The 24938-nt window shown below is 68.2% G+C and carries 23 protein-coding genes; 15 read left to right on the top strand and 8 right to left on the bottom strand.

From position 1 onward, the window contains the following. Positions 1-61: 61 nt before the first annotated feature. A complete protein-coding gene (locus tag KRR55_RS03560; RefSeq protein ID WP_217387643.1) occupies positions 62-910 on the bottom strand; it encodes a sugar phosphate isomerase/epimerase family protein in 849 nt (282 codons plus the stop codon). 203 nt (positions 911-1113) lie between these two features. Here KRR55_RS03560 and KRR55_RS03555 point away from each other — a divergent pair, with 203 nt between their 5' ends. Further along, the gene (locus KRR55_RS03555; protein WP_217387642.1) at positions 1114-1764 is read left to right on the top strand and encodes a YqaJ viral recombinase family protein; all 651 of its coding nucleotides are present in this window, start codon (positions 1114-1116) and stop codon (positions 1762-1764) included. Positions 1765-1806: 42 nt separating this feature from the next. Here the strand turns inward: KRR55_RS03555 and KRR55_RS03550 are convergent, their stop codons facing one another. Next, on the bottom strand, positions 1807-2901 hold the full coding sequence (locus tag KRR55_RS03550; protein WP_217387641.1) for a mechanosensitive ion channel family protein: 1095 nt from the start codon (positions 2899-2901) through the stop codon (positions 1807-1809). Positions 2902-3084: 183 nt separating this feature from the next. On the opposite strand from KRR55_RS03550, the gene KRR55_RS03545 reads away from it, so the two are divergent. The 3 genes from KRR55_RS03545 (at position 3085) to KRR55_RS03535 (ending at position 6426) form a co-directional block, all read left to right on the top strand. Beyond that, complete coding sequence (locus tag KRR55_RS03545) at positions 3085-3651, top strand: AMIN-like domain-containing (lipo)protein (RefSeq protein ID WP_217387640.1); 567 nt, start codon at positions 3085-3087, stop codon at positions 3649-3651. A 188-nt stretch (positions 3652-3839) separates the two neighbouring features. Next, complete coding sequence (locus tag KRR55_RS03540; RefSeq protein WP_217387639.1) at positions 3840-4835, top strand: PhzF family phenazine biosynthesis protein; 996 nt, start codon at positions 3840-3842, stop codon at positions 4833-4835. Between the two features lie 160 nt (positions 4836-4995). Then, complete coding sequence (locus tag KRR55_RS03535; protein ID WP_217387699.1) at positions 4996-6426, top strand: DHA2 family efflux MFS transporter permease subunit; 1431 nt, start codon at positions 4996-4998, stop codon at positions 6424-6426. Between the two features lie 24 nt (positions 6427-6450). Here the strand turns inward: KRR55_RS03535 and KRR55_RS03530 are convergent, their stop codons facing one another. Further along, positions 6451-6894: a DoxX family membrane protein gene (locus tag KRR55_RS03530; RefSeq protein WP_217387638.1), complete on the bottom strand. Its 444-nt coding sequence runs from the start codon at positions 6892-6894 to the stop codon at positions 6451-6453. A 200-nt stretch (positions 6895-7094) separates the two neighbouring features. Between KRR55_RS03530 and KRR55_RS03525 the strand changes: the two genes are divergently transcribed. The 5 genes from KRR55_RS03525 (at position 7095) to KRR55_RS03505 (ending at position 11564) form a co-directional block, all read left to right on the top strand. Further along, the gene (locus KRR55_RS03525) at positions 7095-7778 is read left to right on the top strand and encodes a TetR/AcrR family transcriptional regulator (protein WP_217387637.1); all 684 of its coding nucleotides are present in this window, start codon (positions 7095-7097) and stop codon (positions 7776-7778) included. Positions 7779-7800: 22 nt separating this feature from the next. Continuing rightward, entirely contained in the window at positions 7801-8394 is a 594-nt protein-coding gene (locus KRR55_RS03520) for a GNAT family N-acetyltransferase (protein ID WP_217387636.1), read from the top strand. Between the two features lie 87 nt (positions 8395-8481). After that, positions 8482-9714, top strand: coding sequence for an acyl-CoA dehydrogenase family protein (locus KRR55_RS03515; protein ID WP_217387635.1), 1233 nt, complete (start codon positions 8482-8484; stop codon positions 9712-9714). 371 nt (positions 9715-10085) lie between these two features. Beyond that, complete coding sequence (locus tag KRR55_RS03510) at positions 10086-10916, top strand: SDR family NAD(P)-dependent oxidoreductase (RefSeq protein WP_217387634.1); 831 nt, start codon at positions 10086-10088, stop codon at positions 10914-10916. 246 nt (positions 10917-11162) lie between these two features. Next, entirely contained in the window at positions 11163-11564 is a 402-nt protein-coding gene (locus KRR55_RS03505) for a peptidase (protein ID WP_217387633.1), read from the top strand. Between the two features lie 26 nt (positions 11565-11590). Here the strand turns inward: KRR55_RS03505 and hrpB are convergent, their stop codons facing one another. Genes hrpB through KRR55_RS03490 form a run of 3 tightly spaced genes read right to left on the bottom strand, consistent with a single transcriptional unit; the run spans position 11591 to position 15798 of the window. Further along, on the bottom strand, positions 11591-14233 hold the full coding sequence (gene hrpB, locus KRR55_RS03500) for an ATP-dependent helicase HrpB (RefSeq protein WP_336245023.1): 2643 nt from the start codon (positions 14231-14233) through the stop codon (positions 11591-11593). A 51-nt stretch (positions 14234-14284) separates the two neighbouring features. Next, entirely contained in the window at positions 14285-15019 is a 735-nt protein-coding gene (locus KRR55_RS03495) for an ABC transporter permease (protein WP_217387631.1), read from the bottom strand. Then, positions 15016-15798 (bottom strand): ABC transporter ATP-binding protein, encoded by a 783-nt coding sequence (locus KRR55_RS03490; protein ID WP_217387630.1) that lies wholly within the window; start codon positions 15796-15798, stop codon positions 15016-15018. Before KRR55_RS03490 ends, KRR55_RS03495 begins: the two co-directional genes overlap by 4 nt. A 151-nt stretch (positions 15799-15949) precedes the next feature. On the opposite strand from KRR55_RS03490, the gene KRR55_RS03485 reads away from it, so the two are divergent. After that, positions 15950-16477, top strand: coding sequence for a universal stress protein (locus KRR55_RS03485; protein WP_217387629.1), 528 nt, complete (start codon positions 15950-15952; stop codon positions 16475-16477). 36 nt (positions 16478-16513) lie between these two features. Here KRR55_RS03485 and KRR55_RS03480 read toward each other — a convergent pair whose 3' ends face one another. Beyond that, on the bottom strand, positions 16514-17305 hold the full coding sequence (locus tag KRR55_RS03480) for an alpha/beta fold hydrolase (RefSeq protein ID WP_217387628.1): 792 nt from the start codon (positions 17303-17305) through the stop codon (positions 16514-16516). Between the two features lie 53 nt (positions 17306-17358). Between KRR55_RS03480 and KRR55_RS03475 the strand changes: the two genes are divergently transcribed. The 4 genes from KRR55_RS03475 to KRR55_RS03460 all read left to right on the top strand — a co-directional run bounded on the left by KRR55_RS03475 (position 17359) and on the right by KRR55_RS03460 (position 21975). Then, positions 17359-18546 (top strand): acetyl-CoA C-acyltransferase, encoded by a 1188-nt coding sequence (locus KRR55_RS03475; RefSeq protein WP_217387627.1) that lies wholly within the window; start codon positions 17359-17361, stop codon positions 18544-18546. A gap of 280 nt (positions 18547-18826) precedes the next feature. Continuing rightward, positions 18827-18964 (top strand): hypothetical protein, encoded by a 138-nt coding sequence (locus KRR55_RS03470; protein ID WP_217387626.1) that lies wholly within the window; start codon positions 18827-18829, stop codon positions 18962-18964. Between the two features lie 319 nt (positions 18965-19283). Then, complete coding sequence (locus KRR55_RS03465) at positions 19284-20348, top strand: aldo/keto reductase (RefSeq protein ID WP_217387625.1); 1065 nt, start codon at positions 19284-19286, stop codon at positions 20346-20348. A 217-nt stretch (positions 20349-20565) separates the two neighbouring features. Next, on the top strand, positions 20566-21975 hold the full coding sequence (locus tag KRR55_RS03460; RefSeq protein ID WP_217387624.1) for an NAD-dependent succinate-semialdehyde dehydrogenase: 1410 nt from the start codon (positions 20566-20568) through the stop codon (positions 21973-21975). A gap of 118 nt (positions 21976-22093) precedes the next feature. On the opposite strand, the gene KRR55_RS03455 is transcribed toward KRR55_RS03460, so the two are convergent. After that, a complete protein-coding gene (locus KRR55_RS03455) occupies positions 22094-23191 on the bottom strand; it encodes an SH3 domain-containing protein (protein WP_217387623.1) in 1098 nt (365 codons plus the stop codon). A 377-nt stretch (positions 23192-23568) separates the two neighbouring features. On the opposite strand from KRR55_RS03455, the gene KRR55_RS03450 reads away from it, so the two are divergent. Then, positions 23569-24867 carry an AI-2E family transporter gene (locus KRR55_RS03450; protein WP_217387622.1) on the top strand — a complete coding sequence of 433 codons (1299 nt, stop codon included), beginning with the start codon at positions 23569-23571 and terminating at the stop codon, positions 24865-24867. The last annotated feature ends 71 nt before the right edge of the window (positions 24868-24938 follow it).

Genomic DNA, 24938 nt, shown 5'->3' with positions numbered 1-24938 from the left:
CACCGGCTCTGCGCCGGCGCCCGGGTCGGCTCCGCCCGCGCCCGGATGCGGGCGCAGGGCGCTAGCGCAGCCCGCCGAGCTGTAGGTTCCGCAGGTATCCGAGGGAGTCAGAGGCGAGCGCATCCTGGCTGCTGGCCAGCGGACGCCAGGTGTGTGCACTGCCGGGCACGAAGGACTCCACGCAGAGCGGCCCGGTGTAGCCGGCCAGGTCCAGGGCGTGGATGAAGGCGTTGAAGTCGAAGTGGTCTGCCCCGACGGCTCCCCGGTTGTTCCCGCTGACCTGCACATGGGCGATGTGCCCCATGGCGCGGGCCACCGAGGCGGCGATGTTCCCTTCCTCGATGTTCAGGTGGTAGGTGTCAAGGAGCATGCCGAGGCCCGGTCCCAGCAGTGGCTCGAGGGCGTCGAAGGCCTGATCGACCGTGTTGATGAAACTGGTTTCGTAGCGGTTCAGCGGCTCGATGGCCAGGGTGACTCCGCGCTCCACCGCACGGTCGACCAACGGGGCGAGGTTGGTGCGCAGCTGGAGGTAGGCGTGCTCGCGTTCTGGCCCGGTCATCGCCCAGGTGCGCCCGGTGGAGGCATGGAGCGGCCCGGCCACGATGTCGGCGCCGAGCTCGGCGGCCACGTCGATGCACTGCGCCAGGTAATGCCCGGTGGCGGCGATTTCCGCTGCCGGCGCGGAGACCAGGTTGCGCAACGGGGTCATCACCCCGATCACCACCGGGGCCAGCCCGTGGCCGGCGAGGATCTCCCGGGCGGCGGCCGGATCCCAGTCGCCGGGGTTTTCCAGCGGCAACTCGATGGCCCCGAATCCCAGGCCCGCGGCATGGGCGGCCAGTTCCGCGAGGGAGGCATCGTCCAGCCGCCGGGTCCACACCCGGGTGCTCACGCCCAGCTTGCGTTCCATGGTTCCTGCTCCCCTGCCGTCGGCCTGCGTATCCGTTGCCCCGGGCGCGCGCGGAACGTGCGCCGATGCCCTTGGTGCCCATGCTACGTCCGGCCGGTTGCCCCTGCCAGTGCGGGGCGGTGCGCAGCGGCCGGGACCCTGCCCGCCGGTGCGCGGCGCGCCGCCGGTTCGCGGTGCGGGGTTTTATTGTGAAGAATGGGTCGGTGATCCCCTCGCCTGTTGAACCCGCCCCCGCCGCCTGCCTGCAACGGATCGTCGCCGATTCCTCGGACCGGATCGCATGGCTGCGGGCCCGTTCCCAGGGCATCACGGCCACCGACGTGGCCAAGCTTTCCACCCCGAAGTCCATCCAGTCGGCGGCCTGGGACAAGCTGCACGGATCGGGCTTCGGCGGGAACCCGTACACCGACCACGGGCGGGCCCGCGAACCGGTCATCGCCGCGTGGGTGCAGGAGAACTTCGGGATCCTTCCCTCCAGCCAGCTCTTCCACGCCGCGGAGAACCACATCCACCTCGCCACCCCCGACGGGTTGGGAATCCGCGAGACGGGCCGGGTGGAGCTGGCGGAGATCAAGACCACCAACAAGCCGTTCAAGACGATCCCGCGGAACTACCTGCGCCAGGTGTTCTGGCAGCAATACGTGCTCGGCGCCGAACGCACGCTTTTTGTGTGGGAGCCGCACAAGGACTTCGTCCCGACGCATGCCGAACCGCTGACCCGCTGGGTCGACCGTGACGACGCGGCGATCAGGGACCTGATTTCCAAGGCCGATGAGATGGTGGCGGTCCTGCGCGAACGCACCGCCGCGGCCCGGGCGCGCGCCGACTACGGGCCCGCAGCACTGTACCTCTAGGCTGCCCGGGCGCGGAGTCGGCGGACCGGGGAGCCCCTCGACTCAGGCCGGGGCCGCGCCGGGCATCAGCGGCTTGGGAAGGGCGTCGGGGTAGTCCCTGCCCAATTCGGCAATCAGGTGCTCGCGCACGTAGTTGCGCAGGTCGTAGAGGTCCCCGGGGTTCCTGGCGCTGAGCGCAATCGTGACCTTGAGGATGCCGCCGACGGCATCTGTCACGTTCAGGTCCCCGGTCCGCCCGTCCCACAGGTCGGTGGATTCCAGCAATTGCCGGGTGCGGGTGCGCAGGTGCTCGATGGGCGCGTTCCAGTTCAGGTCCAGCAGCACGAAGCCGCTGATCTCGGTGCTGCGGCGGGACCAGTTCTCAAAGGGCGTCGTGGTGAAGTGGGTCGAGGGGATGATCATCCGCCGTCCGTCAAGCAACAGCACCACCACATAGGTGAGGGTGATTTCCTCGATGGTGCCGCGCTCGGTTTCCACCACCACGGTGTCGTTGACCCGGATCGCGTCGGTGAAGGCGATCTGCAGGCCGGCGAAGACGTTGGCCAGCGAGGACTGGACGGCGAGCGCCGCGACCACCGAGATCAGGCCGGCGGAGGCCAGCAGGCCGGCTCCCAGCGCCCTGACCTCGGGAATCGTGAGCAGGGCGCCGGCCACGGCCAGGGTGATGATCAGCGCGGTGACCACCCGGCGCAGCAAGCCGACCTGGGTCTGCATCTTGGCCAGCCGCCGCGGGTTGCCGTCGTCCTGCCCGTACCTGGCCAGCAGGATGTCCTCGAGGATCCCGATCGCGGCGATCAGCAGCCAGGCGATGGAGCTGATCAGCCCGAGAAACAGCAGGAACTGCCAGATCGTCACCCACTGGTTGGGGGCAAACGAGACACCCACGGTGCCCTTGGTGAACGCGAAGGCCAGGGCCAGCAGCAGCGGCATCCGGCGCAGGGTGCGCTCGGGGGGCATTCCCTGGATCCGCCGGAGCATGCGCTTGAGGATGAAGGACACGACCACTGTGATGAGCACGGCGGCCAGTAATCCGATTGCAACAACAACCCACGGTCGGATGGTCTCAGGTAATGCGTTCGTGTTCTCCACGGCCTCGTTCAGGGCATCGTCCAATGTTCCGGTGGCAAAGATCTGCATATCAACAAGGTTGTCATACGCCGTTGGGTGTCGGCTGGATGTCCCCGCCATTCCTCCGTCACATCTCCTGCGTGTTGCAATGCCATGGATTGTGCATAACCCCTCTTGCGGCGCCATTTCCCGGCGCGCATGCTGATTTCACCACCCCCCTCCACCCGAATTTCGCCCCTAGCGAGGAACATCATGAAATCCCGGATCGCCGCCGGACTGGCCGGCGCACTACTCATTGCGGGACTGGGCATCTCCCCGGTTTCCCCGGCCGCGACCGCCACCGCTGTCACCGCGCCGTATTGCGGCATCACCTGGGGATCGCTGGCCGACTCCGTAGCCGGATACTCGTCCGCCACCATCACCAACGTCCGCACCGGCCGCCACACCTGCTACGACCGGATGGTCATCGACCTCAAGGGCAGGGTGAAGGGCTACGACGTGCGCTACGTCAACGCCGTCTACACCGAGGGCGAGGGCCGGCACGTCCCGCTGGCGGGCGCCGCCGACCTGCGCATCATCGTGAAGGCACCTGCCTACACCAGTTCCGGGGTCCCTACCTACAACCCGGCCAACCGGACCAACGCCAAGGACGTTTCCGGCTACACCACCTTCCGGCAGGTCGCGTTCCTGGGCAGCTACGAGGGACAGACCTCCTTCGGCCTGGGCGTCCGCGCCCGGCTGCCGTTCCGCACCTTCGTGCTCACCGCCGCCGACGGGTCCACCAGCCGCCTGGTGATCGACGTGGCCCATCGTTGGTAGCGGCGCGGGCATCCTGCGGGCACCGGTCCCGCACCACGGTTTCGTGGTGCGGGGCCGGTGCCTTTCGCGTGCCGCCGCAGCCCGGCCCGGCCACGGGCAAGGGGGGCCGGGGACGCCGCGTGCGGGTGCTGGATGACAAAATGACGTCATCCGGGACGCGGCGCAGGCAGATGTGACACGATTCATCCATGAGTATCGCCCGCCCGTACAAGCAAGTAGACGTCTTCTCATCCTCCCCCTACACCGGCAACGGCCTGGCCGTGGTGCTTGACGGCGAGGGGCTCAGCGATGCCCAGATGCTGGGCTTCGCCAATTGGACCAACCTCGCCGAGACCGTGTTCCTGCTTCCGGCAACGCATCCGGATGCCGACTACCGGGCGCGGATCTTCACCACCACCACCGAGCTCCCCTTCGCGGGCCACCCCACCCTGGGCGCTGCGCACGCGTGGCTCGAGGCCGGAGGGGAGCCCAAGAACCCCGCCGGGCTGATCCAGGAATGCGGGGCCGGGCTCATCGAGGTCCGCCGCGTCCCCGGCGAGCACCCCGAGGACCCGGAGTCCCTGGCGTTCAAGGCCCCGCCCATGGTGCGCACCGGCGAGCTCGAGGAGGACGTGCTCGAATGGGCGCTGGGCGGACTCGGGCTGGCACGCGAGGACGTGCTGGCGCACCAGTGGCTGGTCAACGGCCCGAACTGGGCCGGCCTGTTGCTGCGCGACGCGGACCTGGTGCTGTCGCTGGAACCGGACTATTCGGCCCTGGAAGGGCTGGAGATCGGCGTCATCGGCGCACACACCGTCGGCGGGGTCCCCGCCCGTTCCTACGACCCGAATGTGCCCGAGGCCCGGCCGGCCGGGGCGCGCGAGGAACTGCGCCCCGTGTCCGCCGCCGACGAGCGGCGCGGCTCCCAGCGCTTCCGCAACGTGGTCACCGGCGCGCCGGCCGACTACGAGGTGCGCGCCTTCTGCCCGGGCGAGGGCCTGCAGGAGGACCCGGCCACCGGGTCGCTGAACGCGGGCTTCGGGGCGTGGCTGACCGGCTCCGGGCTGGCCCCGGCCACCTACACCGTGCGCCAGGGTACCCGGCTGGGCCGCTCGGCGATCCTGCACGTGGATTCCGACGCGCAGGGCGTGTGGATTGCCGGGCATTCGGTGACCTGCATCGACGGCGTCGTCAACCTGCCGTAGGCCCGAAGAAACAGTTCACTGTGAGGTGCGGCTCAAATCCCTGTTGCGGGCCGGCGCCCGGGCGTACACTCGGGCGGTGAATGTGAACCAGCGCGTGACGGATGCCCAGACCGACAAGCTTGCCTGGGGCGCCCTGTGGGCTCTGGTGATCGGCTTCTTCATGATCCTGGTCGACTCGACCATCGTCTCCACCGCCATGCCGGCGATCATGAACGGGCTGGACACCGACATCAACGGGGTCATCTGGGTCAACAGCGCCTATCTGCTGGCGTTCGCGGTGCCGCTGCTGATCACCGGGCGCCTCGGGGACAGGTTCGGCCCGCGCACCATCTACCTCATCGGCCTGGTCATCTTCACGCTCTCCTCGCTGTGGTGCGGGCTCTCCGGCGACATCACCACGCTGATCGTTGCGCGCGTGGTGCAGGGGCTGGGCGCCTCCATGATGAGCCCGCAGACCATGACGTTCATAACCCGGATGTTCCCCTATGCCCGCCGCGGCGCGGCCATGGGCGTGTGGGGCGCGGTGGCGGGCATCGCCACGCTGGTGGGCCCCATCGCCGGCGGCGTCTTCGTCGACACCCTGGGCTGGGAATGGATCTTCTTCGTCAACGTGCCCGTGGGCGTGCTGGCGATCTGGCGGGTGCTGCTGAAGGTGCCCGAGCTGCCGCGCCACGCACACTCCTTCGACTGGCTGGGCGTGGGGCTCAGCGCCGTGGCCATGTTTGCGCTGGTCTTCGGCATCCAGGAGGGCAACACCCATGATTGGGGCCCGTTCCTGGGACCCGTCGGCTCCTGGCACCTGATCATCGGCGGGCTGGTGCTGCTGGGGCTGTTCATCTGGTGGCAGGCGGCCAACCGCGCCGAACCGCTGGTGCCGCTGGGGTTGTTCAGGGACAGGAACTTCTCGCTCGCCAACATCGCCATCGCCTTCATGGGGCTGTCCATCACCGCCATGAGCTTCCCGATGATCCTCTACCTGCAGTCGGTGCGCGGACTCACCCCGACGCTTTCGGCGCTGATGCTCGCGCCGATGGCCCTGGTCGCCGGCGGTCTGGCCCCGGTGATCGGCAAGAACGTGGGCAGGGTGGAGGCCAAGTACTTCGCGATCCCCGGGTTCTTCCTCTTTGGCGCCTCGATCACCGCCTACGGGCTGATCCTGCGCGCCGACACCCCGTTCTGGGTGCTGCTGCTGCCGCCGGTGGTCATGGGGCTGGGCTCGGCCATGATCTGGCCCGCGGTCTCGCTGACCGCCACCCGCGACCTGGGACAGGCCGAGGCCGGTGCCGGGTCGGGGATCTATAACACCACCCGGCAGGTCGGTGCGGTGCTGGGTTCGGCGTTGATCGCGCTGATGATGGAATCGCGCATCGCCGTGGAATCGGAGAAGGCGGTTGCCGCGCTTGAGGCGCAGGGTCCCGCAGCCGTGGCTACCGGGCCCCTGGCCGAGCCGGGAACCGGGGCAGCGGTGCCCGAATTCCTGCACCAGGCCTTCTCCCTGGCCCTGGGCCAGTCCCTGCTGCTGCCGGGCATCGTGGCCATGGCCGCGGCCCTGGTGGCCGCGATGTTCCGCAGGGGCGCGCGCGGCAACTGAGCCGCGCGCGCGCCTGCGCCGGCGCTACTTCTTGGCGGCGACTTCCTTGATCTTGGTCTTGGCCTTGCCGCGGCCGAAGACCAGGGCGGCGGCGATGCCGGCCAGCCAGAAGTCCTTGGCCATCGGCACGCCGTTGGGCGTCGGGCGGATGCCGTCGGACTCGGTCAGCCCCGGGGTCTTCAGGTACGTGGCGACCAGGCCGGCCGCGAAGGCACCCAGTCCCAGGCCGGCCAGGCGCGAGGGGATGAACGGGGTCAGCAGGGCCGAGCCCACGGCGATTTCCCCGAAGGCAAGCGCCTTGGCGAAGACGGCTGGTTCGACCTTTTCGACCTGCGGGATGGCGTTGGACGCCATGGACTGCAGGCCCTCGGCCGACTCGGCGGGCATCCGCAGCTTCCCGATGCCGCTGTTGAGGATGTAGGCCCCCGAGACGAGTCGTAGTGCGGCGTTGGCAATGTTGAAGCCCATGTGGTTTCTCCTGGTCGTGGTCGCGGTTCTGCTACTTCTCTTCCCACCCTATGGTTAGGCCCTCCGCTACGGCTAGAGCTCCCCCGGTGTGGCGCAGGACAACTACTGGCACCGGCGGCAGATGTGGCTTGGAGCACATTCCTGGAATCGGGTGTCGCCAAGGGGGCGCCGAAAACCGGCGGCGTGCTAGATTCTCGTGCATGATCACCTCCTCCGCGGTGCCCGATGCCGCACTGCGCCTGCTCGTCGAAAAGGGCTTCGACGCCACGAGCGTCGATGCGCTGGCCCAGGCGGCGGGCATCTCGCGCTCCACCTTCTTCCGCCGCTTCGGCTCCAAGGAAGAGATGGTCTTCGCCGACATGGAGACGATCATCCACCACCTCGAAACCGTGCTTGCCACCTCCTCGGCCGGCCCGGTGGCCTCGCTGGTGCACGCGGGGTTGACGGTCTTCGACCAGCACACCGCCAGGCCCGAGGCCGCCGGCCTGCGCCACCGGCTGCTGCTGGACGTGCCCTCGCTGCGCGACCGCGAGCTGGTCTCGATCCACCGCTATGAGCGGGTGTTCCGCAACCACCTGCGCGACCGCGGGCTGTACTCGCTGCCCAACGGCCGGGCGATGTCCATCGCGTTCGCCGCCGGGGTGGTCTCGGTGCACAACGACCACCTGCGCCGCTGGCTGCGCCACCCCGAGGACACCCGACGCCCCGAGCTGGAACGCGAGCTGCTGGCCCTGGGCGCCGTGTTCACCCCGGCCCTCGAGCCGCAGGCCGCGGCGCCGGCGCCCGAGCCGACCACGGTGGTCATCACCATCGCCGGCGGCGCCCCCGACACCGAGACGGTGCTGGCCCGCGTGCGCGAGGCCCTGGACCGCCCCCACGGCTGAGCCGGACGCGAGGCACCCCACGGTGGAATCCCCACGCTCAAGGCTTCACTCCCTCCCCGGCTGGCCGCGGGCGACAGAACGGCTCGTGCTGCGCCCCGCCGCCGCATCGGATGCCGAGGCCACCTGGGCCTACCGCCGGCTGCCGGAGTCCTCCCGCTGGGTCACCTCCGCGTGGAACGACCTTCCGGACTACCGCCGCTCCTTTACCGACCCGGCACACCTGCGCGACAGGCTCGTCTTGGAATCCGCCGGCAGCGTGGTCGGGGAGGCGGTGGTTCGCCTCGGGGACGCATGGTCCCAGCGCGAGGTCGCGCACCTGGCAGCGGGCACCGAGGCGGAGCTCGGGTGGTCCCTGGACCCGGCGGCCGGCGGGCGCGGGCTTGCCACCGAGGCGGTTTCCCTCCTGCTGCGCCTCTGCTTCGTCGACCTGGGCCTGCGCCGGGTCCACGCCCGCTGCTTTGCCGCCAACGAGCCCTCGTGGCGGCTCATGGAACGCGTGGGGATGCGCCGGGAGAGCCACCTGGTCGCCGGCGACCTGCACCGCGACGGCACCTGGAGGGACGGATACGCCTACGCGCTGCTTGCGGACCAGTGGCGCGCCGCACAAAACTACTGAACCGCAGTTTCTTGACCTGACACTGAGTTCCAGTATGCTGATGCCCTAGCGACTTTTCCGCTGCCGACGAAAGGGCACCACCGCGCCATGAGCACTGAAGCCAGCCTGAGCACCGATTTTCCCGCCGGTGTCGTTGAACCCGAGTACGAACTCTGGGGCGAGGTGGACGTCGATCCGGCCGGTCTCTTCGAGGACATCGACGCGGCAGACCGTGCCTACTGGGACAGGGCGCGCGCCTTCGGGCTGGACGAGGTCCGCCCGGTCATCGACGAATACTGGAACAACTCCGACTACCCGCTGGGCCTGGCCAAGCGCCTGGGCGAGCTCGACCTGCTGCGCGACGGGCTGGGCCTCGAGGGCTACCCGGAAATGAGCGTCCTGGCCGCCGGGCTGGTGAACATGGAGCTCTCGCGTGCCGACGGCTCGGTGGGCACCATCGCCGCCGTCCAGGCCGGGCTTGCACTGCGCTCCATCACCGAGTGCGGCTCCCCCGGGCAGATCGCCGAGTGGGGCCCGAAGCTGGCCAACGCCGAGGTGCTCGGCGCCTTCGCGCTGACCGAACCGACCCACGGATCGGACTCGGTGTCCCTGGAGACCCGCGCCGTCCGGGTCGAGGGCGGCTACCGGATCAGCGGCGAGAAGAAGTGGATCGGCAACGGGTCGGTCGGCGGGATCACCATCGTGTGGGCGCGCGACGAGCAGGACAAGGTCCGCGGCTTCATCGTGCAGCAGGAGTGGGAGGGCTACACCGGCACCACCATCGAGGGCAAGCTGTCCTTGCGCGCCATCTGGCAGGCGCACATCCGCCTGGAGAACGTCTTCGTCCCCGATTCCCACGTGCTGCCCGGGGCCAACAGCTTCAAGGATACCTCCAAGGTCCTCTTCGCCACCCGGCTGGGCGTCGCCTGGTCCGCGGTGGGGCACGCGACAGCCTGCTACGAAACCGCGGTGCAGTACGCGGCCCAGCGCATCCAGTTCGGCCGCCCGCTGGCAGCCAGCCAGATCGTGCAGGAGCGCCTGGCGCGCATGCACTCCGAGCTGGCCACCATGCAGCTCACGGTCATGCAGGCGACGCGGCGCGAGGAGGCCGGAACGCTGAGCCCGGTGCAGGCCTCGCTGGCCAAGTTCACCTGCACCCGGCTGGCCCGCGGCATCGCGTCCAACGCGCGCGACCTGCTCGGCGGCAACGGCATCCTGCTGAAGCACCGGGTGGCGCGGCACATTGCGGACATCGAGGCGATCCACACCTACGAGGGCACCGAGACCGTCCAGGCGCTGATCATCGGCCGCTCCATCACCGGGATCTCCGCCTTCGCCTAGATCCGTCGCCCCGGGGCCCCGGGCCAACGCCGCGTGCGGCCCTGCCTGCCGGATCCACCTGCGGGCGGGGCCGGCGCCGAACGCCTTGTCGCTTCCCAGGGACACCCGGGCCATGTCAGGTCAGCGTTCGCTGGTGGCTGCCGGTTTGCGCTTTGGCTTCCCGCCCTGGGCATCGGCACTTTGACGGTGCTGTGGCGACGCCCTGGCAGGGCCATGACCGGCCGGGCGGAACGTGTTGCCGCGTGGTTGTCCGTCCGCCGTCCGCGCGCAAAGCTGCCCGGCGTCCCGCGGATTGTGGTTGATTTGCATCTGGCTTGCCAGCGTAGGCTTCACGGTGGAGGCCCTGCTCCACCTCCCTCGAAAGGAACCGCATGGACCGGCAAACCATCGTCATCACCGGTGCGAGCGACGGGATCGGGGCCGAGGCAGCGCGGGCACTGGCCCGGCTGGGCCACGAGGTGGTCGTGGTGGGAAGAAACCGCGAAAAAACCGCCGCCGTTGCGCGCGAGCTGAACGCACGCCACTACCTCGTCGACTTTGCCGAGCTGGACGAGGTCAGGTCCCTCGCCGCACTGCTGCTCGAGAGACACCCCCGAATCGATGTCCTGGCGAACAACGCGGGAGGGATCTTCACGCCCGCCCGGCAGGTGACCGACGACGGGTTCGAGATGACCTTTCAGGTCAACTACCTCGCCCCGTTTCTCCTCACGCACCTGCTTCTCGACCGGCTGACCTCGTGCCGGGGTGCGGTCATCAACACCTCCAGCCTGGCCAACCGCCTGTACGGCAGGATTGACCTCTCCGACCTGAACGCGGAGGGCCATTACGACCCCACGCGCGCCTACGGAAACGCCAAACTGGCACAAATCCTGTTCACCCGGGAACTGCACCGGCGCCAGGGCGGCCAAGGCCTGGCCACCGCGGCGTTCCACCCGGGGATCGTCGGCACCGGGTTCTCCCGTGCCCCCGGAAGCTCCATGGAAGGCGTCTACGGAAACCGGCTGATCTCCAAGCTTCTCGCAACACCCCGGAAGGGAGCCGACACCCTCATCTGGCTGGCTTCGACGGCGAGGGACGGAACGTGGCCGTCGGGAGAATACTTCACCCGGCGGAGGGCGGCCCGGGCCAATCCCCAGGCCAAGGACCGGCGGCTTGCCGAGGCGCTCTGGAACCGGTCCGAGGACATGCTGCGGATTCCTTGAGACGCGGCCTCGCCGAACCGTGGTTCTCCAGCGGATTCCTCCCGCAGCCGCGGCCCGGCCGGAAGCAGCCGAACGGCGCCGTGGGTCTGGCGTCCGGCCATCCGGCGGGGGCCCGGTAATGCCCCGACCGCCGTGTCGCGGCTGCCGGACGGCGTTCGTTGGGGAAGGATGGTGAGGCCAGCCAGCAACCAGCATAAACAGTTAGGACCGTGCATGGCCCCCGGTTCCACGGACAGACAGAGCACGGTGTCAATTCCCGGACAGGCTACATTCTCCATCACCGACGCGGCCCTTGAGATGGTCGGCGTGTTCGGCGGTTCCCTGCATTGCTACCAGGGGGCGGGCGGCTGCCACGCCCAGGGGCTGTATTTCTCGCGGACCCGGCCCAAGAAATTCCTCGCCGCCACCCTTGACGCTCCGGCGGCGGTGGACCAGGGCATCTCGATCACCGTGAGCCATGAGCTGGCCGCACGGCTCGAGGGTGCGGTGCTGGACTTCGGCAACCACAACCGCATGCAGCGCTTCATCTGGGCGGCCATGCCCGCCGCCAAGGGCCCCCTGTGCACCTGCCGGCGGTCCATGGGCAAACCGTCCGGCAAGCGCGCCACGTGCCTGGACGACATCGGCACGGGACTGACCGACCTCTGAGAGCCGCCGTGGCCGTCGTGCGTTGGCTAGGCGCCGGCCATCCGCTTCTTGACGTGCTTGGTGGCCGGGGCGGTCCACGGGTCCTCGGGCCACGGGTGCTTGGGATAGCGTCCCCGGTTTTCCGCGCGCACCTGGGCATAGGGCCCCGACCAGAACGACGCCAGGTCGTCGGTGACCGCCAGCGGGCGTCCGGCCGGGGAGAGCAGGTGGAAGAGCACCGGGACCCGCCCGCGCACCAGCGCCGGCGAGGTCGCCAGCCCGAAGCATTCCTGCAGCTTCACCGCGACCACCGGAGGCGCGGCCGGGTCGGCGGCGTGAGGATAGTCGATGCGGATCTTCGATCCGCTGGGCACCGCCAGGCGTTCGGGGACCAACTCGTCCAGGGCCGTGGCCTCGGGCCAGGGCAGCAGGCGGCGCAGCGCATCGGCCAGGTGCAGGGATCCCGGGGACTTGCCCGCGGCGAGCGCCTCGAGTTCAGGGGCCAGCCAGGCCTCGGCGGTTTCCAGCAGCGAGGCGTCGTCCATCCCCGGCCACGGGTCGCCGAGCTCGCGGTGGACCATGGCCAGCCGGTTGCGCAATGCCGTGGCGGTGGAGGAGAACCGCAGCATGCCCAGCCCGTTGGTCCGCAAGGACTCGAGCACCGCGGCGCGGCCCTGCTCACGGGTGGGGGTCATGGGCGTGCTGGAAAGTTCGATGGCCCCCAGCCGGTGTTCGGCCCGGGCGGTGAGCTTCCCGTGGGCGAAGACGGTGTTGACGGCCTCGGTTTCCAGGTGGGCGGCGGCCAGCAGCGCGGTTTCTTCGTCCAGCGGCGCCGCGGCGCGGATCAGTGCGCCGGTGCCCGCAGCGTCGCGTCCCGCGGCCCGTGCCACCTCGGCCACGGCGATCCAGGCGTGGTGCCCCAGCGGGCTTCCGGCCGGCAGTCCCGCCCGGGTGCCCGAGGCCAACAGGTAGGTGGTGCCGGAGGCGTTCTCCACGCGTCGGGCCACCTGCCCCGGGAAGGCCAGGGCGACGACCAGGCCCAGAGGGTCCCCGGTGAGGGTGCCCCGGGAAGAGTCGCCGGTGCCCGGCGTTTGCCTGGCAATCCGTTCCAGCCGGGCGGATTCGCGCTTCCAGGGGCCGGAGCCCGGGTGCCCTCCGTTGCGCAGGGACACCAGCAGCGCCGCAAGGTCGGCGCCCTGGGCACGGTGGTCCCCGGCCAGCAGCGCGACGATGCGTGCGGTGGCGGCGGCCCCGGCCAGCGCGGTGCCGTCAAGCAGGGCGCGCCCGAGCCGCGGGTCCGCCGGGATGCCGGCCAGCGTCCGGCCCAGCGCCGTGGCGTGCCCGTGTTCCTCGATCGCCCCCAGCTGTTCGAGCACTGTGGTGGCCGCCTGGAGGCTCGAGGCAGGAGGGGCCTCGGGCAGGTGCAGGCCGGCACCTCCCGGCGCGCCCCAGCAGGCCAGGATGAGGGCGGCGGAGGTGAGGTCCGCAACGGTGATCTCGGCCCGCGGGTGCGCCGGTGCCGCGGCGAAGGTCTTCTCCTCGAAGCAGCGCACCACGGTGCCCGGGCCCTGGCGTGCTGCGCGTCCGGCCCGCTGGATGCTCGAGGCCCGCGAGGCCGAGACCGTGACCAGCCCGCTCATCCCCCGGGCCGCGTCGCGGCGGGGTTCCCGGGCCAGCCCGGAGTCGATGACCAGCCTGACCCCGGGGACGGTGAGCGAGGATTCGGCCAGCGAGGTGGAGACGATGATGCGCGGCGCCCCGCCCGGTTCGCGCCCGGAGACCGCCCGGTCCTGCAGTGCCGGGGGCACCTGCCCGTGCAGCTCCAGCACCTCGGTGCCCGGCACCCGGGTGCGCAGCTGCGCGGCGACATCGGCGACCTCCCAGGCGCCGGGGACGAACACCAGCGCGTCGATGGTCCCGTCCCGGCCCAGCGCCTCGGTGTGCGCCGCGGCGGCGGTGGCGGCCACGTGGGTGAGGAAGGTGCGCGAGACCCCGCGGTCGGTCAGCCGCGGTGCGGCGGCCGGCACCCACCGGGTTTCCAGCGCGTGCAGCGCGGCGGGGCAGTCGATGACCGGGGCGGCCCCGGTCCCGGTCGCGTCCCCCAGCAGCCGGGCGAAGCGCGGGGCGTCGAGGGTCGCCGACATGGCCACCAGCACCAGGTCCCCGCGCAATTCGTGGACCTCGCGCAGCATGCCCAACAGCAGGTCGGTTTCCAGCCCGCGTTCGTGCACCTCGTCGACGATGACCGCATCGACGGCTTCCAGCCCCGGGTCCGCCAGCAGCCGGCGCAGCAGGATGCCCGGCGTCACGAACTCGACGACCGTGCCCGGTCCGGCGGTGCTTTCCCCGCGCACCGTGAAGCCCACGCGCTTCGCGGCTGCGCCCGCATCCAGGGAGGCCAGCCGGCGGGCCGCGGAGCGGGCGGCGACGCGGCGCGGCTGCGTGACCACGATGCGGGCAGGTGCCCCGGTGCGCGCGGCCACGACGTTGGCGACCAGCGGCGGGACCAGCGTGGTCTTGCCGGTGCCCGGCGGGGCCTGGATGACGGCGGTGGCGCCGGCCCTGCCCGATTCCAGCGCGGCGGCGAGCTCGGGCAGGGACTGGGCAAAGACCAGGCCCCGCCCGATGGCTGCCAGGTCGAAGCCGTGGTCGGGTGGGGGATTTTCCTGCCGGATCTGCTGCGTGCTCACCCGCCCCATTATCCAGTGTCCGGATCCAGTGTCCGGACCGGGGACTGATTGTCAGGGGGTGCGGCGGCGCAGCGTCATCGACCCCACCGCGATGGCCGCCAGGATCCACGCGGCCACGAACCCGATCCGCAGCCAGATGTAGCCCGCGTCCTGGTCGTCGCGGGCCACCGCGTTCAGCGCATCGATGGCGTGGCTCAGCGGCAGCCAGTCCCCGATGTCCTCCAGCACCTGCGGCAGCTCGCCGCGGGGCAGGAAGATCCCGCCCAGCAGGATCTGCGGGAAGACGAATGCCGGCATGAACTGCACCACCTGGAACTCGCTGCGCGCAAAGGCGCTGGCCAGCAGGCCCAGCGAGGTCCCCAGCAGCGCGTCGGCGATGGCCACGGCGAAGAGCAGGCCCAGGTTCCCGGCGACCTCCAGCCCGCAGACCCACACGGCGAAGCCGACGGCGATCGCGGTCTGCAGAACCGACAGCAGCCCGAAGGCCAGCGCGTAGCCCATGATGAAGTCGGCCTTGCCCAGCGGCAGGGAGAGCAGGCGTTCCAGGGTGCCACTGCGCCGTTCGCGCAGCGTGGCGATGGAGGTGACCAGAAACATCACGATGAAGGGGAAGAGCGCGATCATGGCCGGGCCGATGCGTGGGAAGACCGGGGTGTCGGTGAAGATCCAGGCGACCAGGCCCACCAGCAGCGCGGGGACCAGCAGCAACAGGGCAAGGGTGCGGTGGTCGTGGCGCACCTGGTTCAGCACGCGCGCGGCGGTGGCAAGGATGCGCGGGATGTTCATGGGGTCCCCCCCGTGGCGCGGTGCTTGGGAACGTGCGGCTCGGCCACCGATGTTCCCGGCTGCCCCGCATCGCGGATCAGCGCGAGGAAGGCGTCCTCGGCATTGTCGGTGCCGGTGCGCGCCAGCAGCGATTCCGGGGTTTCCCTGGCGATGATCTCGCCCTCGCGCATGAGCAACAAGCTGTCGCAGCGGGTGGCCTCGTCCATCACGTGGCTGGAGACCAGCAGCGTGGTGCCTTCGGCGGCGAGTTCGGCGAACAGCTCCCACAGCGCCACCCGGAGCACCGGGTCCAGCCCGACCGTTGGCTCATCCAGGACGAGCAGTTCGGGGTCCCCGAGCAGCGCTATGGCCAGCGAGAGCCGGCTGCGCTGGCCGCCGGAGAGGTCCGCGGCCATGGACTTGGCCTCCGAGCCCAGGTCGGTGCGTTCAATGACCCGGGCAACCTGGGCGGGCGGGGCGCCGACGATCTTGGCGAAGTAGGACAGGTTGTCCGCGACCGGCAGGTCCTCGTAGACGCTTGCTTCCTGGGTCATGTAGCCCACACGGTGGCGCAGCGCCGCGGACCCGGCGGTGTCCCCCAGCACGGTCACCGTTCCGGCGGAAATGACCTGGGTGCCCACGATCGCGCGCATCAGAGTGGATTTCCCGCAGCCGCTGGGGCCCAGCAGCCCGACGACCTCGCCGCGCGGGACCAGCAGGTCAAGGCCGGGCAGCACGAGTCGCTTCCCGCGCAAGACCTTCAAACCTGTGATCGAGATTGCCGCCGCCTGTGCGTCCATTTCTTGAGTCTTGCCCCTGTTCCGTCCCCGGTCAAGGTGTGGTTGCCTACCCGGGTGCGGTGCCGCACCTACCGATGTTCCCGGTCTCCCGGGCATACTGGAGGCAAGACAAGCATCAACCCCCGCCCCGGTTGATTTCCAGGAGTAAACGATGCGCGAGCCAGAGGAATCCCGCACCCTTCGTTCGGCCGCCCCGGTGCTTGTGGGCGTCTTCCCGGGACAGCATCCCGAGGTCCTGGAAACCGCGGCCCGCCTTGCCTCGCTCTTGCGTCAGGACCTGGTGTGTGCCTATGCCCTCACGGGGCTTGACCTGACCGAATGGAACGTCAAGACGCGAATCGACTTTGATTCCCTGCACCGCGACGAGCGCGAGGAACTCGGTTCGGTGGCCATCGAAGGCCTGCGACTACGGCTTGGCGAGGTCCTGGCGGCCTATCCGGTGCCGTGGAAGCTGCGCATCCTGGTGGGCGAGCCGGCCAGGGCCCTGGGCGAATACGGTGTGGAGCTGGGCACGTCGTTTCTGGTCGTGGGTTCCCCGCGGCGAAAACGCTTTCCCTTCGCCGCCCCAAGGCTCCGTGCCTCGACGCTGATCCGCGTCCTGTCCCGTCGGCAGATTCCCGTGCTGGTGGTCCCACCGTTGGTGTTGCGGTCCCCGCCGCCGGCCCCGTACCTGCCCTGAACCCTCGCCCGGGCTCCGGCGGCAGTCGGGCACTCGTCAGGAATTTGCGCGCAGGAAGGGCAGCAGTTCGTCCAGGATCGGCTGCGGCGGAAACAGCGTCCCGCCGTGGGTGCGCCCGGCGAGTTCCACCAGCCGGGCGTTGGGCATCACCGAGGCCATGACGCGGGAATGATCGATGCGCGGCACATCCCTGGTTCCGGTCATCAGCAGCGTCGGGGTGGCCAGCTGGTGGAGCAATGTCTCGCTGACTGCGCTTCCGGCCTCGGTGGATTCGAAGTATGCAGCCAGCGCCAGGGCGTCGTTGGAAGCGAAGGCCAGCCGGGTTGCAGGGTCAAGCTTCCCGCCGCCGGCCTCCATGCCGGCGATGAACGCGTCCATGTCGCCCGTCTTCAAGGCCTCGAGGTAGCCGTCGAAGAAGAGCGTGCTGATGTGCTGGGCCTCGATGGCGTGGGTGCCCCCGAGCATCGTCAGGGAACGGACCATGGAAGGATGCTTGATGGCCAGCGACAGGCCCGCGCGCGAGCCAAAGGAGTAGCCCACGATGTGGATCGATTCGTGCCCGGTCGCCGCCAGCACCGCCTTGACATCCTCGAGGACCAGGTCCATGGCGTAGGCGGCAGGATCGTGCGGCTTACCCGACCGTCCGTGCCCGCGCAGGTCCATGCGGATGGTGTCGAATTCCGGTTCCAGCGCCCTTACGTAGCCCAGGCCGCGCCAGATCGAGCGGGAGAGCGCCGAGCCGTGCAGCAACAGGACCGGAGGGGCCCCTGTGTCGCTGGCGTCAAAGTAGATAGTCTGGGCATCAACCGGGTTCACTGCATGGGGCATGAGAATGAGCTTATGGCACCGAACCGGTCTTTTCCCAAGCGAAGGAAACATCCATGAATGACGACCTGACCCCCGTGCTTATTGGCGGTGCGCGAACTCCCTTTGGAAAGTTCCGCGGGGCCATCTCCTCCCTGCCCGCCACCGATCTCGGAGCGCATGCGATCTCCGCCGCCCTGGAACGCAGCGGGGTGGCGGCGGACGATATCAACCACGTCATCATGGGCCAGGTCATTCTGGCCGGAACCGGGCAGGGACCGGCCCGCCAGGCTGCCCTGAAGGCGGGCATCGGCTGGAACGTCCCCACGGTGACCATCAACAAGCTCTGCCTTTCGGGGCTGACCGCCGTCATCGATGCCGCCCGGATGATCCGGGCCGGCGAGGCCGAATTCATCGTCGCCGCCGGCCAGGAATCCATGTCCAACGCCCCGCACCTGGTCCGCGGCATGCGAACACCCGTGGCCATTGGCGACCGACCGCTGGAGGACTCGCTGAACCACGACGCGTTGGCCGACCCGTTCAGCGGAGAGCTCATGGGCTCGGCCACCGAGAGCGGAAATGCCAAGCTGGGCATTGGGCGTGCTGCCCAGGACGCCTTTGCCGCGGCTTCGCACCAACGCGCGGCGGCGGCCAAGGCGCATCTCGACGCCGAGATCGCACCAATCACCATCCCGCAGCGACGCGGGGGCGAAGTAGTCGTTTCCGCGGACGAGGGAATCCGCCCCGATGCCACGGAAGAACAGCTCGCCACGCTGCGCCCCGCCTTTTCCTCGGATCCCGGAGCAACCATTACCGCCGGTTCATCCTCGCCGCTTTCGGACGGTGCCGCAGCCGTTGTGGTTGCCTCCAAGGGCGCAGCCCGCCGGGCAGGGCTGGATTGGCTCTGTGAGATCGGTGCCCATGGCCAGACCGCGGGGCCCGACGGCCAGCTGCACTCCCAACCAAGCACGTCGATCCGCGCCGCCCTGGCCAAGGATGGAATGAACGTCGCTGACCTGGACCTGATTGAGATCAACGAGGCCTTCGCCTCGGTGGTCCTGCAATCCGCCAAGGACCTCGGCGTGGATCCGGCCAGGATCAACACCGAGGGCGGGGCCATTGCGATGGGCCACCCGGTGGGTGCCTCCGGCGCGCGACTGGTCCTGCACCAGGCCATGGAATTGGCCAGGCGCGGTTCCGGCACCGGGGTGGTATCCCTGTGTGGCGGCGGCGGACAGGGCGATGCTCTGATCCTGCGCCGCTGATTTCACACGTTGTTACCCGGCGGTATACAGGTCGTGCAAAGGTTGGTTCACTAGAGTTTTTGTTACCTCATGAAGGTGCGAGTGATGAGAGCGCCGGTCGGGCACAAGGCAAATCCCCCTAGCCTTCCGACCGGTGCTCAACCTCTTAACCCCGGTTTCGTCCGGGTCCGGCACCACGATTTTCCGGCCCCTCGACAACTACGGCACTTCGGACCAAACTGAAGGTACCGCACCCCGCGAGTACGGGGCGGCACGTTCTACGGACCAAGGAGTACGCGAGATGAGTGAACAACCAATCGGCGACGAAGAAGAAACTGCCGCAGAACCGGAACATGTGGCCAGCGAGCACGACGAGGCGCTGGTCGAGGAATGGGAAGACGAATCCTTCCCGGCCTCTGACCCGCCGTCAAACTACTGACTCACGGCTGACTAACAACGAATCTTCAGCAACCACCCAGATAGCCAAAATAGGCTGAAGCTACCTTCTCAAGGTGCGAGTGATCAGAAGAACCGGTCGCGGCGGAGTTTCACCTCCTTAGCCGCCACGACCGGTTCTTCGCTTTTAATCGCCATCCACCGGCCCACGCCGGGCCACACCCCGTCGCAATGTCGGCCGCGCCGCGCCCCGGGGCCCGATGTCGTGGACGTTGGGGGCTCCTGGGGACAAGAATGGGAATAGGGAGCCGAACCCGCTTCCGTGAGTTTTCATCCACAATTTCCAGGAGAACACCACCACCATGGCCGACGAACTCCGGTATGCCCCCGTTCCCGAAACCCACGCACCCTATGTGGCCGCCTCGGACCGCTACGAATCCACCGGCTACCGCCGAGTGGGCAACTCGGGCTTGGTCCTCCCCCCGATTTCGCTGGGGCTGTGGTGGAACTTTGGCGACAACCGCCCCTTTGACACCCAGCGCGAGGTGCTGCGCCACGCCTTCGACCACGGGATCACGCACTTCGACCTGGCCAACAACTACGGTCCGCCCTACGGCTCGGCCGAAGAGAACTTCGGCCGCATGCTCCGGACAGATTTCAAGGCCTACCGCAACGAGTTGGTCATCTCCTCGAAGGCCGGCTGGGACATGTGGCCGGGCCCGTATGGCAACCTGGGGTCGCGCAAGTACATCATGTCCTCGGCCGACGAGTCGCTGGCCCGCATGGGCCTGGACTACGTGGACATCTTCTACTCACACCGCCCGGATCCTGACACCCCTATCGAGGAAACCATCGGCGCGCTGGACACCCTGGTCCGCCAGGGCAAGGCGCTCTACGTCGGCATCTCTTCATACTCCCCCGAACGCACCGCACAGGCAGCACGCGTTGCCAAGGAGATGGGCACCCCGCTGGTGATCCACCAGCCCTCATACTCGATGCTCAACCGCTGGGTCGAGGACGGACTGCTGGACACCCTGGTGGAACACGGCATGGGTTCAATCGCCTTCTCCCCGCTGGCCCAGGGGTTGCTGACCGGCAAGTACCTCAAGGACGATTCGGCCACCCCCTCCGGCGGACGCAATTCCCTTGCCGGGCACCTGACCGGGGAAAACCTGTCCAAGGCCCGCGGCCTGGCCAGGGTCGCCGAGTCACGCGGCCAGTCCCTGGCCCAGCTGGCCATCGCCTGGCTGCTGCGCGACGGCGGGGTGACTTCGGTCCTGCTCGGCGCGTCCTCGACCGCGCAACTTGACGAGAATCTCGGGGCCCTGGGCAACACCGCGTTCAGCGCGGAGGAGCTCGACATGATCGACAGGATCGTTGCCGGCGAGGCCGACATCGATGCCCGGCGCAAGGCTTCCACTAGCTAAGTCCTCGGAACAATCCTCGGCAAAACCCTGCGGCATTCGAATTTCGCAGGGTTTTGCTTCGTTAACGACGAATACCGAAGCTTCCGGGTTCACCCACGGCGGATATGACCACGCCTGATGCGTGACGGGCTTCACAAATCGTCGTTTTCACGACATGATGGACGGGTACGTGGGGCGCAACGAAGATTCCCGCCGCCCAGTGACTACCAGAAGGAGCATGGCTGTGACCGCCAACGCCCAGACGCCGACTTCCACCGGCTACCGAGTCCTCAACCCCGCCACCGGTGACGTGGTCGAGGAATTCGCCACCGCCACCGACGCCGAGGTCCAGGACGCCATTGCCGCGGCCGAATCCGGCTACCAGGCATGGAAGGACGTCGACATCAACGAGCGTGCAAAGATCGTGGCCCGCGTGGGCGAGCTTTTCGCCGAACGCGCCGACGAGCTTGCCGCGATCATCACCCAGGAAATGGGCAAGCCCCTCTCCGAGTCCAAGGGAGAGGCGGAGTTCTGCAAGGACATCTTCGAGTACTTCGCAACCGAGGGCCCGACCCTGGCCGCGGACACCGAGATCAAGACCATCGGCGGCGGCAAGGCCATCATTCAGCGCCTGCCCGTCGGCCCGCTGCTGGGCATCATGCCGTGGAACTACCCGTACTACCAGGTCGCCCGCTTCGCTGCCCCGAACCTGATGCTCGGCAACACCATCGTGCTCAAGCACGCCGAGACCTGCCCGCGTTCGGCCCTGGCAATCCAGCAGATCATGGACGACGCCGGCGTGCCGGCAGGCGTGTACAACAACGTCTTCGCCTCCCACGACCAGATTTCCACGATCATCGAGGATCCGCGCATCCAGGGCGTCTCGCTGACCGGCTCCGAGCGCGCAGGGGCCATCATCGGCGAGCAGGCGGGACGGAACCTGAAGAAGGCCGTGCTGGAACTGGGCGGTTCGGACCCGTACGTCATCCTCGACTCGGCGGATATTGCCGGGGACGCAGCCACCGCGTGGGCGACCCGCATGGAGAACACCGGCCAGGCCTGCAACTCCAACAAGCGCATGATCGTCATGGAGGACATCTTCGATGACTTCGTCGGCGAGCTGACCAAGCTGGCCGGCGGCCTGACCCCGGGCGACCCGGCCGCCGAGCTCGAGGGCACCTTCGGTCCGCTCTCCACCCGTGGTGCCGCCGAGGCGCTGGCCGCACAGGTCCAGGACGCCGTCGACAAGGGCGCAACCCTGCACGCCGGCGGCACCCTGCACGAGGGTCCGGGCGCTTACCTGGCCCCGACCGTGCTCTCAGGGATCACCAAGGAGATGCGCGCGTACTACGAGGAGCTCTTCGGCCCGGTGGCCGTGGTCTACAAGGTTTCTTCCGACGAGGAAGCCCTGGCGCTGGCCAACGACACCCAGTACGGCCTGGGCGGCGCGGTCTTCTCCACCGACCCCGAGCGTGCTGCCAAGGTTGCCGCGGGCCTGCAGGTCGGCATGGCCAACGTCAACGCGCCGGCGGCCGAAGGAGCGGATATGCCCTTCGGCGGCGTGAAGCGCTCGGGCTTCGGCCGCGAGCTGGGCCCGCTGGGCATGGAGGAGTTCGTCAACAAGCGCCTCTTCTACGTGGCGGGCTGATTCCAGGCCATCACCTGATCGCGCTGGCCGCGGTTGGCATCCCCTTCGATGGATGCCAACCGCGGCCAGCGCCGTTAATGCCCCGCCGATGCGTCAGTCTGCCCGGCCCTGCGGAATGTCAGCGCCCGGTGTACTCGAAGTGCCAGGCCTCGGCGTAGGGCGAACCCTCTTCAAGGATCTTGCGGTGCACCCAGTTGTACTTCTTGGAATTGGCCTTCAGCCACTTGTAGTACTTGCCCCTAAAGGAATAGCCGTAGGTCTCGGGCACGTCGATGGCCGTTCCCCAGCCGTGGTTTGAAGTTCCCGGGCGCGCTGCGACATACGGGCCCAGTTCTTCCCAGTACGCCTCCTGGGTGGCACGGGTCCGGTATGCCAGGTCGATGTCGAGGTTGTGGCCGAACTTCTTCTTGAACGCGGTGTTGAGCCGGTTCAGGTCCTTGAGCGCCGGGGCAGCAATGAGCGTCTTTTCCTTGTCCCAGGAGATCGCCACCAGCATCCGTTCCGGGATCTTGCCGTTCTTCTGTGCCCGTACCTGCTTCGCCGAATATTTCCCCGGAGTGGTGTGCGCCCTCGAGGTGCGGGACAGCTGGCTGGTTTTCATCCACCCGCTCATGCCCTGCGTCCGCACGAAGATCCAGCCCTTGACCGACCCGGCCGTTTTTTCCATCTTCGCATCCCGGTACACGACGGAATTCCGCGGGATGTCCGCGATGCGCTTCTTACCGTTCACGCTTTCATACAGGTCGCCACCGGAAACCTTGGTCCAGTACCGGTCGGTTAGGCCTGCGCGGTTGGAGGTGTACTTTTGGTCGATGTAGATTTCCCGGCCGGGCTTCTTGGCGACGATCGAAAGGTATTTTCCCTGAACCCATCCGGTCTTGCCGCGACTGGTGATCCGGGCATATCCGCCGGAGATCTTCTTGACCGTGTAGATGCCGCTCTTGGGCACCGTGGCCAGGGCCGTGGATGTGCTGCTTGCCTTTTGCCGCAACGTCAGCCGGGCCGTGGTCTTGCCAAGCTCCCCGGTCTTGATGGCCCTGGACACCGTGCGCAGGTAGGTGCTGGAAGCCCAGCCGGTTTTTCCGGAGTAGCGCACCTGGCTCCAGCCCGACCTGGTGGCGGTCACACTCAGCCGAGTGCCCTTGGGCATGGTTGCCAGCTTCTGGCCCGAGGTTGAGGGGGCCGAACGCAGGTTCAGGTTTGCGGTGGTCTGCACGATCCTTGGGGTGCCGACGCGAACCACCTCCGGCGGCTGCAGGATGCTTGTGGCAAGTTCGGCCGATGCAGCAGGGTGCTGCAGAGCCGCCATCGGTGCCGCTAGTGCCGGCACCGGAACCAGCCCGGCAAGGACCAATGCCGTACCAAGAAACAGCGCCGTCCCTGCCCGATTAGCCGATGTTGAACCGGCTCCTTTTGATCTCCGTTGCATTGCTCCCCCGACCACTAGATTTTCGCTTCATGTCGGATGCCTGGCACTCGACGCCCACTAGTACATTATTAGACTAACCTTTTTGCTAAGAGGTTATTTCGGAGATCTGCTCTGTGCCCACAGTGCATAGAGTAGACCTGTTGCCAATTGCGAGGAGTCACTGGATGTCAGCGAAGCTCAGTTTCAAGAAAAGGTCACGCCAGGATCCGCCCGCGCCGCCGCAGGCAGCGTCTCCCGCCGTCGCACACCCGGCACACACGGTGTCCGGAATATGGATCGATCCCTTGGGCCGCATTGCCACGCGCTCGATCCAATTGCTGGTGGTTCTGATCCTGGCCTCGGCGGTCGTCTACAGCCTCCTGAAGTTGAGCGTCATTGCCCTGCCGATCCTGATTGCCTTGATTCTTTCCTGCGCACTGTGGCCGCTGGTCCGGCTCCTGCGCAAGGTCATGTCTCCCCTGCTGGCGGCATGGTCGGTATTCCTCGGGTCGCTGCTTGTGCTCGGCGGCATCGGAACCGCTCTGGTGTATTCGGTGCTGGCCGAATGGCAAACCTTGGTGGACAAGGGCGTCGAAGGCTTCAACAAGCTCCAGGGGATGCTGAACCAGTTGCCCTGGAACATTTCCGAGGAGCAAATCGACGACGCCGTCAACCAAGTTACAGGCTTCCTGACAAGCTCCCAGTTTGGCGCCGGGGCCCTGAGCGGGCTCTCCGCCGCCGGCAATTTCTTCACAGGCCTGGCTCTGTTGTTGGTGATCCTGTTCTTCTTCCTGAAGGACGGAGACAAGATCTGGGGCTTCTACCTCTCTTGGATGCCTGACCACCAGATGCACCGTTGGCTGTCCACCGGTGCGCGCACCGTGGAGACCCTGGGCGGCTACATGCGCGGCACGGCTACCGTGGCCGCAGTGGATGCCATCGGCATTACCGTCGCCCTGCTCGTCCTGAGGGTCCCGTTGGCCATCCCTCTGGGTGTCGTGGTCTTCATGAGCTCCTTCATCCCGTTGGTGGGTGCCACCTTTGCCGGAATCCTGGCCACGTTGATCGCTTTGGTGACCAACGGCCCCGTGGTTGCACTGATTGTCTTGGGTGCGGTGATCGTGGTGAACCAGCTTGAGGGAAACTTCCTGCAGCCCGTTGTCATGGCCCACGCGTTGAACCTGCACGCCCTGGTTATCCTGCTGTCGCTCGCCGCCGGGACGGTGCTTGGCGGCTTGGTCGGCGCAGTGCTGGCAGTCCCCCTGACCGCCGTTGCCTGGGCGATCGTGAAGATCTGGTCCGACAGGGACTTGCCGGGGCTCGACCCTGGTGCTGCTTCGGAGAAAAAGGAAACGCCCGAGGACGTCACCCCGGAACAGCTCTTGGCGCATGCAGAGGCCGCTGCGGCGGCCAAGGCGCAGGACGCCAACGCGGCGCGCGCGGCAGCCTCCGAGTCCACGCTGGATCGTCCAAAAGGTTCCTAGAAACCGTCCATGAAAAAGGCCGTGGAACCTACCTCCTGGGTTGGTTCCACGGCCTATTTTCATGCGGTACT

The sequence above is a fragment of the Paeniglutamicibacter quisquiliarum genome, from assembly GCF_019084045.1.
Lineage (GTDB): Bacteria > Actinomycetota > Actinomycetes > Actinomycetales > Micrococcaceae > Paeniglutamicibacter > Paeniglutamicibacter quisquiliarum.
Note: the sequence above shows the minus strand (reverse complement) of the source record. Positions and strands in the feature narration are given on the sequence as shown.

Excerpts from the sequence above, each read along its gene's own strand:
- KRR55_RS03560 (WP_217387643.1), bottom strand. The coding sequence starts at position 910 with ATGGAACGCAAGCTGGGCGTGAGCACCCGGGTGTGGACCCGGCGGCTG.
- KRR55_RS03550 (WP_217387641.1), bottom strand. The coding sequence starts at position 2,901 with ATGCAGATCTTTGCCACCGGAACATTGGACGATGCCCTGAACGAGGCC.
- KRR55_RS03545 (WP_217387640.1), top strand. The coding sequence starts at position 3,085 with ATGAAATCCCGGATCGCCGCCGGACTGGCCGGCGCACTACTCATTGCG.
- KRR55_RS03540 (WP_217387639.1), top strand. The coding sequence starts at position 3,840 with ATGAGTATCGCCCGCCCGTACAAGCAAGTAGACGTCTTCTCATCCTCC.
- KRR55_RS03535 (WP_217387699.1), top strand. The coding sequence starts at position 4,996 with ATGATCCTGGTCGACTCGACCATCGTCTCCACCGCCATGCCGGCGATC.
- KRR55_RS03530 (WP_217387638.1), bottom strand. The coding sequence starts at position 6,894 with ATGGGCTTCAACATTGCCAACGCCGCACTACGACTCGTCTCGGGGGCC.
- KRR55_RS03525 (WP_217387637.1), top strand. The coding sequence starts at position 7,095 with ATGATCACCTCCTCCGCGGTGCCCGATGCCGCACTGCGCCTGCTCGTC.
- KRR55_RS03515 (WP_217387635.1), top strand. The coding sequence starts at position 8,482 with ATGAGCACTGAAGCCAGCCTGAGCACCGATTTTCCCGCCGGTGTCGTT.
- KRR55_RS03510 (WP_217387634.1), top strand. The coding sequence starts at position 10,086 with ATGGACCGGCAAACCATCGTCATCACCGGTGCGAGCGACGGGATCGGG.
- KRR55_RS03495 (WP_217387631.1), bottom strand. The coding sequence starts at position 15,019 with ATGAACATCCCGCGCATCCTTGCCACCGCCGCGCGCGTGCTGAACCAG.
- KRR55_RS03490 (WP_217387630.1), bottom strand. The coding sequence starts at position 15,798 with ATGGACGCACAGGCGGCGGCAATCTCGATCACAGGTTTGAAGGTCTTG.
- KRR55_RS03485 (WP_217387629.1), top strand. The coding sequence starts at position 15,950 with ATGCGCGAGCCAGAGGAATCCCGCACCCTTCGTTCGGCCGCCCCGGTG.
- KRR55_RS03480 (WP_217387628.1), bottom strand. The coding sequence starts at position 17,305 with ATGCCCCATGCAGTGAACCCGGTTGATGCCCAGACTATCTACTTTGAC.
- KRR55_RS03475 (WP_217387627.1), top strand. The coding sequence starts at position 17,359 with ATGAATGACGACCTGACCCCCGTGCTTATTGGCGGTGCGCGAACTCCC.
- KRR55_RS03470 (WP_217387626.1), top strand. The coding sequence starts at position 18,827 with ATGAGTGAACAACCAATCGGCGACGAAGAAGAAACTGCCGCAGAACCG.
- KRR55_RS03465 (WP_217387625.1), top strand. The coding sequence starts at position 19,284 with ATGGCCGACGAACTCCGGTATGCCCCCGTTCCCGAAACCCACGCACCC.
- KRR55_RS03460 (WP_217387624.1), top strand. The coding sequence starts at position 20,566 with ATGGCTGTGACCGCCAACGCCCAGACGCCGACTTCCACCGGCTACCGA.
- KRR55_RS03450 (WP_217387622.1), top strand. The coding sequence starts at position 23,569 with ATGTCAGCGAAGCTCAGTTTCAAGAAAAGGTCACGCCAGGATCCGCCC.